The sequence below is a fragment of the Cellulomonas telluris genome (assembly GCF_004886325.1).
Taxonomy (GTDB): domain Bacteria; phylum Actinomycetota; class Actinomycetes; order Actinomycetales; family Cellulomonadaceae; genus Cellulomonas; species Cellulomonas telluris.
On sequence record NZ_QXFN01000003.1, the window covers coordinates 667,278 to 682,937 of the forward strand.

Annotated in this window: 17 protein-coding genes and 3 pseudogenes; 9 read left to right on the plus strand and 11 right to left on the minus strand. The window is 70.0% G+C overall.

Going from position 1 to position 15,660, the window contains the following annotated elements; translation table 11 throughout:
* Window positions 1-150: 150 nt before the first annotated feature.
* Both FB586_RS20315 and FB586_RS11895 read left to right on the plus strand, forming a co-directional pair.
* Window positions 151-282 (plus strand): annotated as a pseudogene (locus FB586_RS20315) (helix-turn-helix transcriptional regulator); the annotation flags it as partial.
* A gap of 55 nt (window positions 283-337) precedes the next feature.
* Window positions 338-1,303 carry a site-specific integrase gene (locus tag FB586_RS11895; RefSeq protein ID WP_136519501.1) on the plus strand — a complete coding sequence of 322 codons (966 nt, stop codon included), beginning with the start codon at window positions 338-340 and terminating at the stop codon, window positions 1,301-1,303.
* Between the two features lie 105 nt (window positions 1,304-1,408).
* Here the strand turns inward: FB586_RS11895 and FB586_RS11900 are convergent, their stop codons facing one another.
* On the minus strand, window positions 1,409-2,254 hold the full coding sequence (locus FB586_RS11900) for an alpha/beta fold hydrolase (protein ID WP_136519502.1): 846 nt from the start codon (window positions 2,252-2,254) through the stop codon (window positions 1,409-1,411).
* 108 nt (window positions 2,255-2,362) lie between these two features.
* Between FB586_RS11900 and FB586_RS11905 the strand changes: the two are divergent.
* A pseudogene (locus FB586_RS11905) lies at window positions 2,363-2,695 on the plus strand (recombinase family protein); the annotation flags it as partial.
* A gap of 175 nt (window positions 2,696-2,870) precedes the next feature.
* On the opposite strand, the gene FB586_RS11910 reads toward FB586_RS11905, so the two are convergent.
* The gene (locus FB586_RS11910; RefSeq protein ID WP_222928347.1) at window positions 2,871-4,178 is read right to left on the minus strand and encodes an MFS transporter; all 1,308 of its coding nucleotides are present in this window, start codon (window positions 4,176-4,178) and stop codon (window positions 2,871-2,873) included.
* Between the two features lie 89 nt (window positions 4,179-4,267).
* On the opposite strand from FB586_RS11910, the gene FB586_RS11915 reads away from it, so the two are divergent.
* Window positions 4,268-5,191 carry a LysR family transcriptional regulator gene (locus FB586_RS11915; RefSeq protein ID WP_222928348.1) on the plus strand — a complete coding sequence of 308 codons (924 nt, stop codon included), beginning with the start codon at window positions 4,268-4,270 and terminating at the stop codon, window positions 5,189-5,191.
* Window positions 5,192-5,683: 492 nt separating this feature from the next.
* Here FB586_RS11915 and FB586_RS11920 read toward each other — a convergent pair whose 3' ends face one another.
* On the minus strand, window positions 5,684-6,664 hold the full coding sequence (locus FB586_RS11920) for an oxidoreductase (RefSeq protein WP_136519505.1): 981 nt from the start codon (window positions 6,662-6,664) through the stop codon (window positions 5,684-5,686).
* Between the two features lie 52 nt (window positions 6,665-6,716).
* Here FB586_RS11920 and FB586_RS11925 point away from each other — a divergent pair, with 52 nt between their 5' ends.
* Window positions 6,717-7,184 (plus strand): MerR family transcriptional regulator, encoded by a 468-nt coding sequence (locus tag FB586_RS11925; RefSeq protein ID WP_187697867.1) that lies wholly within the window; start codon window positions 6,717-6,719, stop codon window positions 7,182-7,184.
* 85 nt (window positions 7,185-7,269) lie between these two features.
* Here FB586_RS11925 and FB586_RS11930 read toward each other — a convergent pair whose 3' ends face one another.
* Both FB586_RS11930 and FB586_RS11935 read right to left on the minus strand, forming a co-directional pair.
* Window positions 7,270-7,983 (minus strand): LysR substrate-binding domain-containing protein, encoded by a 714-nt coding sequence (locus FB586_RS11930; protein ID WP_136519506.1) that lies wholly within the window; start codon window positions 7,981-7,983, stop codon window positions 7,270-7,272.
* Between the two features lie 128 nt (window positions 7,984-8,111).
* Complete coding sequence (locus FB586_RS11935) at window positions 8,112-8,693, minus strand: RBBP9/YdeN family alpha/beta hydrolase (RefSeq protein ID WP_136519507.1); 582 nt, start codon at window positions 8,691-8,693, stop codon at window positions 8,112-8,114.
* Between the two features lie 29 nt (window positions 8,694-8,722).
* On the opposite strand from FB586_RS11935, the gene FB586_RS11940 reads away from it, so the two are divergent.
* A complete protein-coding gene (locus FB586_RS11940) occupies window positions 8,723-9,109 on the plus strand; it encodes a MerR family transcriptional regulator (RefSeq protein ID WP_222928349.1) in 387 nt (128 codons plus the stop codon).
* A 332-nt stretch (window positions 9,110-9,441) separates the two neighbouring features.
* Here the strand turns inward: FB586_RS11940 and FB586_RS11945 are convergent, their stop codons facing one another.
* From FB586_RS11945 to FB586_RS11955, 3 genes are read right to left on the minus strand one after another with little or no spacing between them, the layout of a single operon-like run.
* On the minus strand, window positions 9,442-11,304 hold the full coding sequence (locus tag FB586_RS11945) for a hypothetical protein (protein WP_136519508.1): 1,863 nt from the start codon (window positions 11,302-11,304) through the stop codon (window positions 9,442-9,444).
* The gene (locus FB586_RS11950; RefSeq protein ID WP_136519509.1) at window positions 11,292-12,080 is read right to left on the minus strand and encodes an ABC transporter ATP-binding protein; all 789 of its coding nucleotides are present in this window, start codon (window positions 12,078-12,080) and stop codon (window positions 11,292-11,294) included. The genes FB586_RS11945 and FB586_RS11950 overlap by 13 nt, the downstream gene beginning before the upstream one ends.
* A 26-nt stretch (window positions 12,081-12,106) precedes the next feature.
* Window positions 12,107-12,694, minus strand: a complete 588-nt coding sequence (locus FB586_RS11955) for a dihydrofolate reductase family protein (RefSeq protein WP_306419162.1) — start codon at window positions 12,692-12,694, stop codon at window positions 12,107-12,109.
* 66 nt (window positions 12,695-12,760) lie between these two features.
* Between FB586_RS11955 and FB586_RS20045 the strand changes: the two are divergent.
* Both FB586_RS20045 and FB586_RS11960 read left to right on the plus strand, forming a co-directional pair.
* Window positions 12,761-12,919: pseudogene (locus FB586_RS20045) on the plus strand (TetR family transcriptional regulator); the annotation flags it as partial.
* 12 nt (window positions 12,920-12,931) lie between these two features.
* Complete coding sequence (locus FB586_RS11960) at window positions 12,932-13,327, plus strand: hypothetical protein (RefSeq protein WP_246036738.1); 396 nt, start codon at window positions 12,932-12,934, stop codon at window positions 13,325-13,327.
* A gap of 58 nt (window positions 13,328-13,385) precedes the next feature.
* On the opposite strand, the gene FB586_RS11965 is transcribed toward FB586_RS11960, so the two are convergent.
* Both FB586_RS11965 and FB586_RS11970 read right to left on the minus strand, forming a co-directional pair.
* Window positions 13,386-13,700: an AzlD domain-containing protein gene (locus tag FB586_RS11965; protein ID WP_136519511.1), complete on the minus strand. Its 315-nt coding sequence runs from the start codon at window positions 13,698-13,700 to the stop codon at window positions 13,386-13,388.
* On the minus strand, window positions 13,697-14,428 hold the full coding sequence (locus FB586_RS11970) for an AzlC family ABC transporter permease (RefSeq protein ID WP_370741079.1): 732 nt from the start codon (window positions 14,426-14,428) through the stop codon (window positions 13,697-13,699). Before FB586_RS11970 ends, FB586_RS11965 begins: the two co-directional genes overlap by 4 nt.
* A gap of 65 nt (window positions 14,429-14,493) precedes the next feature.
* Between FB586_RS11970 and FB586_RS11975 the strand changes: the two genes are divergently transcribed.
* Window positions 14,494-15,042: a helix-turn-helix domain-containing protein gene (locus FB586_RS11975; RefSeq protein ID WP_136519513.1), complete on the plus strand. Its 549-nt coding sequence runs from the start codon at window positions 14,494-14,496 to the stop codon at window positions 15,040-15,042.
* Here FB586_RS11975 and FB586_RS20320 read toward each other — a convergent pair.
* A complete protein-coding gene (locus FB586_RS20320) occupies window positions 14,955-15,323 on the minus strand; it encodes an MmyB family transcriptional regulator (RefSeq protein ID WP_222928350.1) in 369 nt (122 codons plus the stop codon). The genes FB586_RS11975 and FB586_RS20320 overlap by 88 nt on opposite strands.
* Window positions 15,324-15,660 lie beyond the last annotated feature (337 nt).

Consider the following 15,660-nt stretch of genomic DNA (forward strand, 5'->3'; position numbering starts at 1 on the left):
CCTGACGTGGCCACTGGACTTTTAATGGACACTTGTCCGCAGCGCATCGGCCCGGCGGGTCCCCGCCTCGGCCGTCCTCGGCGCGGTTGGAGCGCTCAGCGCACACCTGCTGGCATGGACACCGACGTGACGTCGCCCACGCAGGCGACGATGACCCTGGCCGAGCTCGCCGAGTACCTGTCGGTCACCCCGCAGGCGCTCTACGACCTGCGCTCCCAGGGACGCGGGCCGCGCGGCTTCCGCGTCGGCCGGCAGCTGCGGTTCCGGCCCGCCGAGGTCGAGGCGTGGATCGCCGGCATGGAGTCCGCGGGCGGCGCAGGCAGAGCTCAAGGCACGAGTGCTGGGCCGACCGGGCCACGGCACGGGCGGCGCGCTCGGCCCGAGCAGCGGCTTCCGCGAGCTGTGCGAGCTGTGGCCGGCCGACCTCGAGCTGCGGGACATCTCCGAGGGCACGAAGGACGGCTACCGCGACGACCTGCGCCTGCACGTCGGGCCCCTCTTCGACGGCTGCACACTCGGCGAGATGACCACCGGCCGGGTGGAGTGGTTCCGCAAGCAGCAGGCCGCGCGCTCGTACTCGCGCGCCAAGCACACGAGAACGCTGCTCAACCAGCTCGTCGCCTTCGCGCTGCGGCAGGACGCGATCGCCCGCAACCCGGTCGAGGGCACCTCACCGCTCAGCCGGCGCAAGCACCAGATCCACGCGCCCACCCTCGAGCAGGTGCAGGCGATCCGTGCCGCCGTGGCGGCATGGCGGACCGGCCCCGACGTCCGGGAACCCAAGCCGGACGGCAAGGTGCGGGACATCTGCGAGGTGCTGCTGGGGACCTCGATGCGACCGGGCGAGGCGCTGGCGCCGCGCCCCTGCGACGTGACCGAGACGCGCCGCGGGATGGTCGTGCACGTCCAGGGCACCGTGGTCCGCCGGAGCGGAGTCGCCGACTTCCGCCAGGACCAGCCCAAGACCGACGCCTCCAACCGCCGCATCGCGGTGCCGGAGTTCGCGGCGGAGGTCATCCGCCGGCGCATCGCGGACATGGACGGCTCCGGCCCGGAGGTGACGATCGTCCACAACCGTGACGGCGGCGTCATCACCCTGCACGATCTGCGCCGCACCTTCCGCGAGTTCGTCCGCGACGCAGGTCTGGAGGACCTCGGCATCACGCCGCGCTGGTTCCGCCGAACCGGCGCGACCGTCCTGGCGCGCGGCCTCGGGCTCGACGCAGCGGCGTCGTTCCTCGGACACACGAGCACGGCCATCACCGAGGGGCACTACGCAGGCACCGGAAACGACCGTTTCTGACGATGCGCGCCGTTGCCTGCGCACGCCGTGCCGCAAACGGTCACCGATTCGGCTGGCTGGCCGGATGCCGATCCAACCGCCAGGGGGTTCCGGCCGTGCCGTCCGTTACGTCGTTGCGGGTGCCGTGCCGACGGTGATTGTCCACCGGGTGATTTCTGCGGACAGAGCCGCAGCAGCATCAAGTTGTATGAGGTGTCCTGCGTCTGGGATCAGCTCGACGGTCGCGTGAGGGATCGCCTCACGGAGACGGTCGGCGCGGTCAGCGGGGATCCAGGTGTCCTCCGTTCCCCAGATGATGTGGACAGGCTCGGTGATGCTGCCGAGGAGCGGCTCGATCTCAGTCGTGAAGGACTCGTCTGCTTGGGCGATCTGCCGGTAGAACGCCGGCTGACCGATCTCGCCGGTCCACGGCTCGACGAGCATTCGGAGGTCGTCGGCGTGCAGGCCCTTGTGGCTGGCGCCGCTGATGTAGGCCTCCAGCGCGCCGCGGTGAACTGCAGGCGGGAGCTGTTCGAACACAGGCGCGTTTGCTTTGACGAGATTGAAGAAGGGTGAGCCCCAGGGCGCGAGCGCGACCACGTCGGTCAGGCACAGGGAGGCGTACGCCGCGCCGTGGAGCAGACGGGCTCTGAGTGCGACTGCGCCACCGAAGTCGTGTGCGATGACGTGTGGGGTCGTGAGCTCCCAGTGCTCAAGGAGCGCCGCGAACAACTCGCCCTGTACGCCCAGATCGACTCGGTGAGAGGGGTCTTTGGATGAGCACCCGTACCCGGGCATGTCCCACAGGTACACGGTGAACGACTTCGATAGCGCTTCTGCGATGGGACGCCACAGTTGCGATGACCAGGGCGTGCCGTGAAGGAACACGAGGGCCGGCCCGCTTCCGAAACGATCCCAGCGGACGGTCCGCCCACGCCACGCGAAGTTCTGCGTCAAGAGCGATGTCGCCATGCGAGGATTCTCCCAGGTCCGGTCCAGGGGCAGTCACGCCGTACCGGGTTGTAGCTTCCCTCAACGGGCCGAGACTGATCGTTTTCTGGTCGGCCCGCCGGCGACACCCTCGTCGTGCGCCGGCTCGACCGGATCGCCGGTAGCGAGAAGATGGCCATCGAGACCATCGACGAGCTGCACGAGCGCGGCGTCAACATCACGTCGTCGACGGAGCCCGACATCGACACCTCAACCCCGATGGGGCGCGCGCTGTCCGGGATCGTCGCGGTGTTCGCGCAGCTGCGAGCGACCGTGCCACGAGCCTTCGTCCCGTGCACCGACGCCGTGGCCGCGCTGTCGGCATCACGCTGTCGCCGGCCGGCCTCGGCGTGGCCGCTTCGCGCACGGTGGATGGGCCCGGATGCGGGCTCGTCCGGCCCGAGCACCCCAGGACCGCGTTGACGGCGACGCCTACGGCGACTTCGCGCGACGCAGTCGGCGCGCGCACGCACCCCGCGACGTCCGCCCCGTCGCGGGGTGCCGGCTGGTCTGGCCGTTGCACGTGCACGACAGCGACGGCGCCTTGCGTGCCGTGCGCACACGCCTCAGAGTCGGGTTCTGGGATGTTCGCCCGGCTCTACCGGGAGGCGTGCTCGGGACCTGCTGTACGAGAGTCGCCAGGGGTCGGGACAGCTTCTGCGACCCGCGCGCGCTGGGGGCCGGGGCCGGTGAGGCCGATGACCAGCGAAGCAAGGGAAAGGGCGGCGGTTGACCGAAGGAGCGTCACGATTCCCACGTTCTCCAGGATCAGCCCTCCCACGAACGCGCCGAGGGCGATGGACGCTGTGAAGACTCCGACGTACAGGCCAGTCACGTGCTCGACTCGGTCTGGTGCTGCGGCGGCCATCCACAGCTGTACGCCCACTGAGATGCCTCCGTAGGCCACGCCCCATAGGGCGATCGCGATCCCGGCGGCGAGTGCGTTGGTTCCGAACGTTGCGAGGATCGTCAGCGCCACGGCGACCCCGGCGGCCAGCAGCAGAACCGTCGGGCGCGGCCGGCGTCCGGCAGCGGCACCGGCAGCGAAGTTCCCGATCAGCCCGAACGTGCCGTACAGCAGGAGCAGCAGGGCGATGGTGTTCGCAGACATCCGCGGCAGCTCTTCGAGTACTGGGCGGACGTAGGTGTAGGCGGCGAAATGTGCCGTGACCAGGAGCACCACCACGACCAGCCCGGAGATCACCGCCGGACGTGCCAGGGAACGACGAGCGCCGGCGTCGGCCTCGGGACCGACCGCAACGGGGCGGCGCAGGACGGGCAATCCGAACCGGAGCGCGGCCGCGACGATCAGCGCCAGCACGGCGAGCGCGGCGAACGCGGCTCGCCAGCCGAGGACATTTCCGACGAACGTCCCGAGCGGCACGCCGAGCACCGAGGCGGCGGCCACGCCGCTCACGGCCAGGGACACCGCCAGGGCGACGTCGCGGGGCTTGACCAACCGGGCCGCGACAGCCGAGGCCATGCCCCAGACCGCGCCCATGCCGATGCCGAGCACGACCCGCGACACCGCGAGCATCTCGAACGCGGCGGCGATCGCTGTGAGCCCGTTGCCGATCGCGAGCACGACCATCGCGGCAGCGAGTACGGCGCGTCGATCCAGGTCTCCCAACAGCCGCGGCACCACCGGGGCGGTGACGGCCGAGACCACTCCCGTGATCGTCAGGCTCGCGCCGGTCGCGCCCGACGAGATGCCGAGCCCGGTGGCCATAGAGGTGAGCACTCCGACGGGGAGCATCTCAGAGGTGACCACCAGGAACGTCGCCACGGTCACGGCGCCGACCGCGAGCCACTGGGGCAGGGAAGTTCGCTCGTCACGAGCGGGCTCACGGGGGGGTGCAGAAGAACTCATGCCCTTCACCCCACCGCCTTCCAGCAGCGGGAACAACGACGATCTCCTCATGGATCGATCAGTCAGCCTCATAGATGGCTGGTAGGTTCGCCGAGGTGGGCACCGAGTCTCGAACGATGCACCAGGTGCACGTGCAGCAGATCGAGTGCCTCATCACCCTGGCCGAGGAGCTGCACTTCGGTCGCACCGCTGAGCGCCTCGGGCTGTCGCAGTCTCGGGTGAGTCAGCTCATCGCCACCCTGGAAGCCCGAGTGGGCGCGCGGTTGGTCGCCCGCACCAGCCGGCGGGTCGCGCTCACCCGGGCGGGAGCTCAGTTCGTCAAGGACGTTCGACCGGCCTACCTGGGGCTGCTGCGCACGTTCGATCGCGCCCGCGACCGGGCGATGCGCGGTGCACTGGAGGAGCTCCGGATCGGGTTCACCGGCATGGTCTACGCAGAGATCATCGCGACCTTCCGGACCCTGCACGCCCAGCACGGTGTGTCCGTGCACACCCACGACGTCCCCCTCGGATCACCGTTCACTGCGGTCCTCGACGGTGAGCTCGACGCTGTCATCGCGGAACTACCCGTGCATGAGCGGGAGCTGACGATCGGGTTCCGGTTCGCGGCGCAGGATCAGTTCGTCGTGGTCAGCACGGATCACCCGCTCGCCGACAGGGAAGCCGTCGACCAGGAAGACCTCGCCCAGTTCGACCTCCTGCATCGGATCGGCGACGCCCCGGACTACTGGAAGGCAGCTCGCACGCCGTCGATGACACCTGCCGGCGTTCCCATCCTGTCCACCGCTGGGATCACCACCATCCAGCAAGGCATCACTCTGGCTGCATCCGGGCACCATGCCATGCTGGCCTGCCGTCCGCTGATCGAGCACTACGCGCGCACGGGCCTACGCACTCTGCCGGTCCGCGGACTGGAAGCCACCAGTCAGCTCGGCCTCGTCTGGCGCACCGACCAGACGAACCCGACGCTCCTCACCCTCGCCGGACTTCTCGAACTTGCCCGTCCGGCGATCACGTCCTTGGGCGCTCCGGCGTCCCATCAAGGCTGAGGTAGCGAAGATCAGTGGCCGACCGATGGTTGCGCATCGTCGTGGCCTGGCGCCACCACCGCATCACCGCGTCCATCGAACGCGTAGGCGCCGCCGGAGACAAACACCGCCGAGACGGCTTGCGCGCATGACACCCGTCGAGTTCGAAACCGTCTCCGCTCTCAACACCCTGGCCCTCGCGGCCCGGCTCGAAGAGTCAACCGATGCCGGGGCAGTTCCCCATGCCGTTTCCGGGCAACCGCGGAAGATGCTCAGACGCAGCGCGTCGCCCAATTGCGGTTTCCGGGCCGTTCAAGCGCGACGGAGGGCCCTGGAGACCGAGCGTTTCCGGTTGTCAGATGGGACTTCGGCGGGTCGGGATGGCAAGAGCCGGCGCCGTTCATGTGCCCGCGTACGCCGGGTTCGACGCCGACGACCCGATTCCCTCCGGCCTGGTTTGTCGGCGCGGTGAACGCGGCGGCCGGCGTAGGCGGGGCAGAGCGCTGCCGCCGGTCAACGTAGCGCGCCCGGTCCGAGTTCGGTGATTCGCGCCGAGTACTCCCATAGCCGCTCCGCCTCGGACGGGTCGATGGCCCAGGGCGCGACACCGGGGCCGGCACCGTCAGGGGCGGCGACCGGCGCGATGTCGCAATCCTCGCAGTACACGCCGGTGCGGTCGGCCAGTAGTGGCGAGGTCGCGGCCCAGACGATCGTCGCAGCGCCTTGCGCCGGCGTCTTGAACTCCGGTCCGGGCCGTCCCAGTTCGTCGATCCAGCCGAGCTCGATCTGCTCGGCGCGCGGTATGTGCCGCTGAAGGGGCGTGATGATGAGCCCTGGGTGGACCGAGTAGGCAAGGATTCCCCGATCGCGGCCGAGGACGCTCAGTTGGGTGGCGAAGAGGGCGTTGGCGGTCTTCGACTGTCCGTACGCTTGCCACCGATCGTAGGCGTGGTGCTCGAAGTGGATGTCGTCCCAGCGGATGCCCGTGATGCGGTGAGCGCCCGACGAGACGACGACGACGCGGGCCCCGACCGGGTTGAGCACGGGGACGAGCCGGTTGACCATGGCGAAGTGGCCGAGATGGTTGGTCGCGAACTGAAGTTCCCACCCGGCGCCGACTCGCTGCTCGGGGCATGCCATCACACCGGCGCCCGCAACGACCAGATCGACGGTGATCCTTCTGTCGGCAAGTTGGTCGGCGAAGCTGCGGATGCTCGCGCCATCGGCGAGGTCCATCTCGGCAACCTCGACACCCTCGGTGCCGTGCAGCGCCTCACGCGCGGCGTTCGGGCGTCGGGCAGGCACGATCACCCGGGCCCCGGCGGTCGTGAGCGCTCGTGTGGTGGCCAGTCCGAGGCCGGAGTGCCCGCCCGTGACGACCGCCGTCATCCCGGACAGATCGGTGTCGGAGAGTACATCGTTGGCAGTACTAGTCGCCCCGAAGCCTGAGCGGAGGGGTCGTTGTTGCGCGAGCAGGTCGTTGAACGTCGTCATATCGGCGACGGTAGGTTCTAGAGTCTGCTCTAGGTCAAGCGGTGGAGGTGCGGTGACAACGACGGCGGGTGGAGCCGCTCGGCACAATGCGCTGTCGATCGGTGAGGTCGCCCGACAAACGGGCCTGTCCGTGCACACGCTTCGTTGGTTCGAGCGTGAGGGCCTGTACCTCCGCCCCATCCCGCGCGCTGGTCAGCGCCGGGTGTTCGACTCGGCCGATGTCGCCTGGCTGTTGCTCTGCAACCGCCTCCGCGCTTCGGGTATGCCGATCGCCGAGATCCGGCGGTTCGCGGCGCTTGTACAGGCCGGCCCCGGGAATGAGGCCGAGCGCCTAGCCCTGCTCGAGGCACACGAGCAGGAGGTCCGTAAGCGGGTCACGATGCTGATGGAGTGCCTCGACATCATCCACGGAAAGGTTGATGTCTATCGGAGGCACCTCGCCGCTGGCACCGCCGACCGGTTGTGGGCACCACCGTTCGCCGACGTGGGCGCCGACGCTGCACGGCAACCGACGCCATAGTCCGTCTGGAGATCGAGACCGCATCGACGATCTCTGAATCGATGGATGGCTGCTGGTGGTAGATGGGTCGTCGCGCAGGTGCGGCTCATGCTGGCGTTGCCGGTGGCCGGATCTGGTCGAGGAAGGCTTGTGCGGCCGGGCTGGGGTTGAAGTCGCTCCAGGCGAGGTACTCGATGCGGACGGGGCCGTTCGCGACCTCGATGGTGCGGAGTCGGTCGTCGGCGGGGACGACGTCGGGGGCCAGGAGCGCAACCGCGAGGTCGTGCCTGACGAGGTCGAGGATGAGTCCGGTGCTGGTGGCTTCGAACGCGACTTCGCGAAACAGGCCGCGCGCCTGGAAGGCGCGGTCGGAGGGCGCTCGGCCCGGGGTGCCGGCAGGGAAGTCCACGAACGTCTCCTCCGTCAGGTTCTCGAGCCGCAGCCGCCGGCGGTGGGCGAGCGGGTGGTCTGCGGAGACGACCGCGACGAGGTTCTGACGGGCGAGCGTTCGCGTCCGCACGCCCTTGACGGACGCGGACTCCGGAAGCCCGAGGACGGCGACGTCCATTCGCCCCTCGGCGATGGCGGTGATGAACTCGTCGCTGCCTCCGGTGCGCAGCGTGATCCGTACCTCGGGGTGGGCTTCGTGGAAGTCGCCGATAGCGGCGGGCAGGTCGACGGCGGTGACCGTGGGGATCACCCCGATCGTCAAGGTGCCGCGAATCCGTCCGGCAGAGGCCGCAGCGTCGTTGACGGCGCGTTCGGCCGACCTCGTCTCGCCGTACTCGACGAGCTCGAGAACCCCAGCGACGAACGTCACTTCACCGTCGCTGAGCCCAGCGCCTCGACGGCCGCGAGAGCGGGCCTGACTGACCGATTCGGAGGCCGTTCAGGAACGGTCCTGGACGTCTCGAGACCAGATCGAGGTCCGACGTCGGCGGGCGGGCACTACACGAGCGCCTCACCGACGATCGGCAGCTCGGTGATGCCCTCGGCCGCGAGAAAGTGACCCGCAGCGGGCACGACCCGGGCGGCGGTCCCGAGCTGTTCGGCCAGTCGGTCAGTGTGTGCGGGCGGGACGATCGAGTCGTTGTCCGAGCGGACGATCACGAGTCGGTTGACGTGGTCGCTGAGTCCGGTCACGTCGCAGCCGTCGCCGATGAAGTCGTCCAGCTCGGGCAGAACGGGGAGCCGCTCGAGAAAGCCCGAGACAAGCACCAGGGCACCCAACCGCCAAGGGCCGACGAGCGAACGCAGATAACGCAGCACCGACAGGCAGCCGAGACTGTGAGCGATCACGCTCACGTGTTCGTCCGGATCGCCGAGGGCGGCTCGGATGCTGTTATCCCACTGCCGGACATCCGGTTCGAGCGGGTTCGGCAGTGCCGGGATCGTGACCCGGACGCCGGCGTCTTCGAGCTGTTCCGCAAGCCAGCCGAACCAGTGGTCTGCGGGCGTCGCCCCGTAGCCGTGAAAGATGATGGCACGCCGCGGGGTTGTCTCGGGATGCCGCGTTGTTGTGGTCGTCATGGCGCGGAACAGTAGAGGTTGACGCCAGCGTGAAGGTCAAGGCGAGCAGGCAGGAGGAGCGCAGGGTGCAGATCAGCGAGCTCGCGAGAGCGACGGGAGTGAGCGCGAGAGCGCTCCGCCACTACGAGGACCGAGGACTGCTGATCCCCGGCCGCACGGGTGCCGGGTACCGGGACTACTCCGAGAGCGACGTCATCCGCGTCGCACAGATCAGAGCCATGATCGGCGCCGGCCTCAACACCGCCACGATCCAGCGCTACCTCGACTGCGTTCGCGTCGATGGCCATAGACCCTCGCTCACGATGTGCCCGGACCTCCGGGCTGAGCTGGACTCCATCGCGGAGCGCCTCGCTGCGAAGCAGGCCGACCTCCGCAGGACGCAGCAACGGCTGAACGAACTCGCGTCAGCCGGCTGACAACGGTTCGTGGACTGGACGTCACTCGCTCGACGCCGCGGGGTGCGCACTCAGCCGGGCGACCTCAGTGCGGAACGTGGCCTCCCACTCCGGACGTGCGCGACGAGCGTGACCCTCAGCGCCCCCTGCTGTCAGGGGCCCGACATCGGTCGCCGTAGAGGCGAGCGGACCGTCGGGACCCTAGCGCCATTCAGCCGACGGTGGAACCCCGACATGGTGTATCAGAACCGACGATCCTGAGGCGCATCAGAACCGGCGCCTGGGCGTTTCAAAACCTGCCCGAAGCGCCCGCGCTCCACCGGAGCCAGGGCGTGCCGTGTGTCAGGATGCGGCTATTCCACGCGAGCCCGAGCATGCGCAAAGATGCGGGCCGCGCCAGCGGCCAGGAGCAGTCCGAGAAGGATGAACGCCACTGCGGCCGGCAGCTGGAGATCCTCCGGCAGCGAGAGGGCGACGAACCAGCCCGTGATGCCGCTGTCGGCCAGCAGGTGGACGGCTGCGACGAGGCCCTGCGGCACCGCCGCGAGGATCGCGGCGATGAACAAGGTCCAGAACGCGGCGCTCTCCGCCGGTCGCATGCTCTCGAACCCGGACACGCGCGACACTCGGTCGCGTTCGGCGGTTGCGTCTGTCCCGATCCCGCTCTCGTCCGTTTCTGCATCCGCCGCGTCGTCGGTCGTGCCGGACCGCATCGTGTGCATCAGCTCGGGGCCCCGCTGCGAGAGCCGGACGATGGCCGCCCGCCCCAGCACCCAGGGCGCAAGGACGGCGGTCGCGCACGCCGATGCGACGGGCCCCCACCTCGACCATCCGTCACCCGCGAGCGTCGCAGCCGCCAGCAGACCGACGGTGGGGGCGGCGAGCACGAGCGCTGCCGCGATCGCTACGAACCCCGGTCCGGTGAGGTCGCTGTGACCGGCCGGTGAGTGCTTGGTGGTGTGAGGGTCCGCGACGGGCACCAGGGCGTAGACCGAGAGGAGCACCACCAGGCCCGAGCTGGCGCCGAGCAGGGCGAGGAACGAGCAGACCGCCCAGGGCACCAGGGCCGGATCCGGGTGGAGAAGACACCCCGCTGCCGTGAAGGCGGCCCCGAGCCCACCGAAGACGACCAGCCACGCGAGCTGCCGCCCACGCACGTCCTCGCGCAGTGCACCCGGAGCCAGCAGCAGCATCCACAGGGACGTGCCGCTGGCGCCGTAGAGGTTGCAGCTGGTGGCCACGCCGAGGAGCACCAGCGCGACGCCCGTGAAGGGGAGCAGCCCTCCGAAGCCGATGACGAGCGGCAGGGCGGTCGTCCCGAGTGCGTATGCCACCGGCAGCACGACGTCCTGCAGGCGGAGGGAGTCACGTCTCCAGCCGAGGAGCTCCTTCCGCAGTGCGCTGACCGGCGAGGCCGTCGCACGTCGCGGCGCCCGGACGACCGAGGCGCGAAGGGGGGCGGCCGTCACCACGCGTGTCCACCAGAGGTAGAGCAGCACACCGAGAGCGGCCAGAGCACCGAGCAGAGCGAGAGCCAGCCCCCACTCACCCCCGCCCGCAGCGTCGACGGCGAGCAGCCCCCAGCTGCTCGGCAGAACCGCCAGTGCGGTACCCAGCCCTCCCGGAAGGCCGGTCTCGGCGTGGACCATGATGGCGATGAGAAGGATCCAGCTGTGCTGGGCCACCACGATGATGGCGGCCGTGACGACCGAGCTGATCGCCGCCCCCACGCGCGACCTCGACACGGCGGCGAACCAGATCGCCGTGAGGCGCGCGGCGACGATCACGACCAGGACGCTCAGCAGCGTCGCCGGGACGGAGACGAGGACCGCACCCGGTCCGAGCGGGATGGCGGCGACGACGATCGTGGCGAAGGCGGCCAGTGCGACCATGGCGGGCAGGCCGGTGCAGGCAGCGGCGAGCAGGCCTCTCGTCAGGGTGCTGCGCCTGACCGGGTGGAGCCGGAAGAACTGCCCTGTCAGCTCGGGCCCGCCGGTGAAGCTGGGGGCCACCATCCACCCGATCAGCCAGAGCCCCAGTGCGAGGCAGACGAGGTCCCGTCGGGCCGCGGGAGGGATCTCCAGCAGCGCGAGCAGGAGCGTGGTGCCCGCGAGCGAGAAGCCCAGGGTGGCACCGAGCGCCCGCTGCGCGGCTTTGCCGCCGGCGACCCGGTTGCGGACGAGGGTGCGGTCGAGCTGGACGATCACGTCAGCCATGACAGCTCCTGATCGTGGTCGTCGTGCGGTCGCCCGGCCGCGCTGAGGAACGCCTCCTCGAGCGTTCCCTGGCTGAGGACGTCGGCCATGGGCGCGGTGCGCACGATGCGACCGCCGACCATGATCGACACCGCATCGCAGAGGTGCTCCACCAGGAGCATGGAGTGACTCGACATCACCACCGACCCGCCGGCGCCCACGAACTGCTCGAGGATCCCTCGTATCGCGATCGCCGACAGCGGGTCCACCGCCTCGAAGGGCTCGTCCAGCACGAGGACGCGCGGGGCGTGGAGGAGGGCGACGGCGATGCCGATCTTCTTGCGCATACCGGTGGAGTAGTCCCGCACCAGGGTGCGGGAGGCGGACCCGTCCAGCTCCAGCAACCGCAGCAGGTCGTTCGCCCGTGAACCGACGGTGGCCGGCGCCATCCCGTGCAGTCGCCCCCAGTACCCGAGGAGCTCACTCCCGGACAGGTGCTCGGGCAGAGCGAGGTTGTCGGGCAGGACACCCAGCAGTCGACGCGCGTCCAGCGGTTGACGCCAGACGTCCAGGCCGAACACCTTCGACGACCCGGCGTCGGGTCGGTCCAGCCCGACCGTGCAGGCGATCAACGTGGACTTCCCGGCTCCGTTGGGCCCCAGGAGCCCGGTGAACGACCCCGGCTCGACGACCAGGTCGACGCCGTCGACAGCGGTCGTGTCCCCGAAGGCGCGGCGCAGACCGCTGACGAGCAGTGCCGGGGTGGCGTCGTCCGCTGCTCGTGGTGTGGGTGTCATCGGTGCTCGGTCCTTCGTCCAGGTGCTCATGCGTCGTGACGGGCGACGTACTCCTCGACGACGACCCCCGACTCGAAGGGCCGCGCCGAGACGAGATCGAACCGGCGTGGAGCGTACGGCGCCCGGCCGAACAGCGGGATGCCGGATCCGAAGGCGAACGGGTTGCGCTTGAGCACGAGGCGGTCGATCTGGTCGATGAGCGTGCCGGCGAGCTCGCCGCCGCCACAGAGCCAGATGTCGAGGCCCTCCTCCTCCTTCAGCTCGCGCACCGTGGCGACGGGGTCGTGCATGAGCGTGATGCCCGGCGCCACCTGCTTGTCGCTGCGGCTCGCGACGTACTGACGCAGATGGGGGTACGGGCTGTCGACCCCGATCTCCATCCCGGGCAGCAGGGTGTTCCAGCCCATCACGACGGTGTCGAACCGCGTACCCGGCGCCGAGAGGCCGAGGGCTGCCAGGACGTGGCTGGGGATCGCGTCCCCCAGCTCCCCGAACATGACCGAGGAGTGGTCACCCTCCACGAGGAAGGCATCGAAGCCGCCGTCGGGGGCGGCGATGTGGCCGTCGAGAGAGACGGCGACGTAGTAGACGAGCTCGCGCAACTCGCGCTCCAATCACGACATCAGTAGTGGTCGAGGAGACACTACGACACCTGTTGTGGTTTGCGCTACCCTCGGGTCATGGCCAGGAACGCCGACCGCCGAGCCGCACTCGCTGACGCAGGCATCCACGTCCTGGCCCGGTCGGGTGCACGTGGACTCACCCACCGTGCCGTCGACGCCGAAGCCGGGACGCCTCGGGGGACCGCGTCGAACTACTTCCCCACGCGAGACGCCCTGGTCGCCGAGCTGGTGAGCCGCATCGGAGAGCGTCTGACCCCCGACCCGGAACTGCTCGCGTCGCGCGCGACGCAGAAGCCCACACGCGCGCTGTTCGCCACCTACATCCGCGACGTGGTCGCCCGGCTCAGCGCGGACCCCGACGTCTCGCTCGCCCTGTTCGAGCTGCGGCTCGAGGCGGTCAGGCGTCCCTCGGTCGCCGAGGCGCTGGGCGCCTGGCGTCGACGCGCCTTCGAGGGCGACGTCGTCTTCACCACCCAGGCCGGCCTGCCCGGGACGCGCAGCGAGATCGCACTCTTCCACTACGCCCTCGACGGGCTCATGCTCGACCGGCTGACCGTGCCGATCGACCCCGAGACCTCCACCGACGAGATCGTCGAGCAGCTCGTCTCTCGGCTGCTTGCCTGAGCCCCCTGCTGACCGAGTCGAGGCGAAGGAGCGCCCGGAACGGTGTCGCGGAGCGGTCTCATGCGGTCCAGCCGACCAGCCGCAGCAGCGCGGCGACGGCGGCCGCCACCACGACCACGACGAGGAACGGCGCGCGCAGCCGCAGCAGGACGCCCGCGACCACGACCGCCGGCACGCGCGCATCGAGCACGACCGCCATGCCGGATCCGACCGTCTGCACCGCGACGAGCGCGCCCAGCAGGGCGACCGTGAGCAGATCGGCGATCCGGACGGAGCGCTCGTGCTCGAGCCAGCCGGCGGGCACGAGGTACCCGACGACCTTCAGCGCCAGGCAGATCACGGCGGCCAGCAGGGTCGCGGTCCACATCGTCATGACGTCCGCTCCTCTCGCGCCCCGACGCCGACGAACCTGCCGACGAGGATCGCCACGACCGCCGCGATCAGCACGTGCATGCCCGGCATGAGCCAGGGCGTCAGGGCGCCGGCGACGACAGCGGCTGCGACGCCCACTGCGGCGGCCTGACGCGAGCGCAGCCGCGGCCACAGCAAGGCCAGGAACGCCGCTGCGGCGGCCGCGTCGAGGCCGTACGCCCGCACGTCACCCAGCACGTCGCCCAGAAGGGCGCCCGCGAGCGTCGCGAGGTTCCAGCCGAGGTAGATGCCGAGGCCCGTGACCCAGAAGCCGATCCGGCGTGCACGCGGCTCGGTGTGCGCGAGGGCGACCGCCGCGGACTCGTCGATCGTGAACTGCGCGGCCGCGATCCGGTGCCACCACGACAGACCCACGACGGCGTTCATCCGCACGGCGTAAGCGACGTTGCGGACTCCGAGAAGCGCGGCGGACGCGATGGCCGAGGGTGCCGCAGCGAGCCCGCCCGACGCGATCACTCCGATGAACGCGAACTGCGATCCGCCCGTGAACATCAGCAGGCTGAGCACGCACGTCTGCCACACGCCGAGCCCGGCGGCGACCGCTAGCGCGCCGAAGGAGACGCCGTACGCGCTGGTCGCGACCGACACCGCCACGCCCTGGCGCCAGGCGCTGCGTTCCTCGGCAGCCCGGGGTGCGCGCGTCCAGGGCGTTCGCTTCATTGAACGCATGGTCAGCATGGTGAACAACGCCGAGCCGTTTGTCAACGCAAACGGACGTTTGCCATCATGAACACATGGAGGGTCTGCAAGCCCGTATCGCGCGCGCTCTCCGGCGAGAGCGCGAATCGGCGGGCATATCCGTGTCCGAGCTCGCGCGCCGCGCGGGAATCTCGAAGGCGACCGTTTCACAGCTCGAGCACGGCGCCGGTAACCCGAGCGTCGAGACGCTGTGGGTGCTCGGCGTCGCTCTCGGCGTGCCCTTCGCCACACTCGTCGACCAGCAGGACAACGCGCCGACCCTCATCCGCGCGGCGGACCGTTCCGGGGTTCCCTCGGCGGTCGCTGCGTACGACGCGACGCTCCTGTCCGCCTCGCCCCCTGGTGCCAGGCGCGACGTGTACCGCGTGCGGGCCGATCCCGGTGAACCGCGGCGCTCTGATCCGCACCATCCCGGGACGACGGAGCACGTCGTCCTCCTCGCAGGACGCGCGGCGGTCGGCCCTGCCGAAGCGCCGGTCGAGCTGGAGCCGGGGGACTATCTCGCATATCCGGGCGATGCACCGCACGTGTTCGAGGCACTCCAGCCCGGCACGAGCGCTGTGCTGATCTCCGAGCTGCGCTGAGCCCGGCGGGTGGGCCACCACCACGCGCGGCCGTCGTTCGGTCCGCAGAGCGCCCGCTCGTAGACGTCGTCGATCGGGCTGCAGCAGTGCCCTGGCGTCTCGCGAGGTCTGGTCGCGGGGGTGTAGACCTCGAGCCGGTGGTCGCGGCTGTCCGGCTGCAGCCAGACCTGGTATTCCACGTCGACGGCGCCGACGGTGGGGTGGTGGAGCTGCATCGCGCCGCTGGTGCAGTCGGCCACGTCCCCGGCTGCCCAGATGGCGGCGACGTCGCGGCTGTGCATCGCAGAGCTCGCCGACGAGCTCTCCGAGCTTCACGTCGTCGGGTTACCTGCCGGAGGTGAGGCGGAGGTAGCCGATGTGGATCCGCGCGAGCTCGTCCCAGTTCCGATACAGGTCGCGGTGCAACGGGTCCAGGAAGAAGGTGCGCGGGATCGAGGGGGACCCGTGCGCGCCGCACGGAGGGAGCAGCCCTGCGCCGTTCGCTACACTGAACGCTAAACCATTATTCTGAACGATGGCAGTCGTCCGTCGGGCTCGGCCACCGAGCACCGATCGTCGCTCGTCTGCAGCAGCCCACAGCTCACCCCGACAGGGCTCGACTGAGATCGAAGGGTCCAC

Excerpts from the sequence above, each read along its gene's own strand:
- FB586_RS11965 (WP_136519511.1), bottom strand. The coding sequence starts at position 13,700 with ATGACGATGTGGACCGCGACCCTGCTGGCCGCCGTGATCTGCCTGGCG.
- FB586_RS11900 (WP_136519502.1), bottom strand. The coding sequence starts at position 2,254 with ATGGCGACATCGCTCTTGACGCAGAACTTCGCGTGGCGTGGGCGGACC.
- FB586_RS11975 (WP_136519513.1), top strand. The coding sequence starts at position 14,494 with ATGGAGGGTCTGCAAGCCCGTATCGCGCGCGCTCTCCGGCGAGAGCGC.
- FB586_RS11935 (WP_136519507.1), bottom strand. The coding sequence starts at position 8,693 with ATGACGACCACAACAACGCGGCATCCCGAGACAACCCCGCGGCGTGCC.
- FB586_RS11970 (WP_370741079.1), bottom strand. The coding sequence starts at position 14,428 with ATGCGTTCAATGAAGCGAACGCCCTGGACGCGCGCACCCCGGGCTGCC.
- FB586_RS11920 (WP_136519505.1), bottom strand. The coding sequence starts at position 6,664 with ATGACGACGTTCAACGACCTGCTCGCGCAACAACGACCCCTCCGCTCA.
- FB586_RS11945 (WP_136519508.1), bottom strand. The coding sequence starts at position 11,304 with ATGGCTGACGTGATCGTCCAGCTCGACCGCACCCTCGTCCGCAACCGG.
- FB586_RS11950 (WP_136519509.1), bottom strand. The coding sequence starts at position 12,080 with ATGACACCCACACCACGAGCAGCGGACGACGCCACCCCGGCACTGCTC.
- FB586_RS20320 (WP_222928350.1), bottom strand. The coding sequence starts at position 15,323 with ATGCACAGCCGCGACGTCGCCGCCATCTGGGCAGCCGGGGACGTGGCC.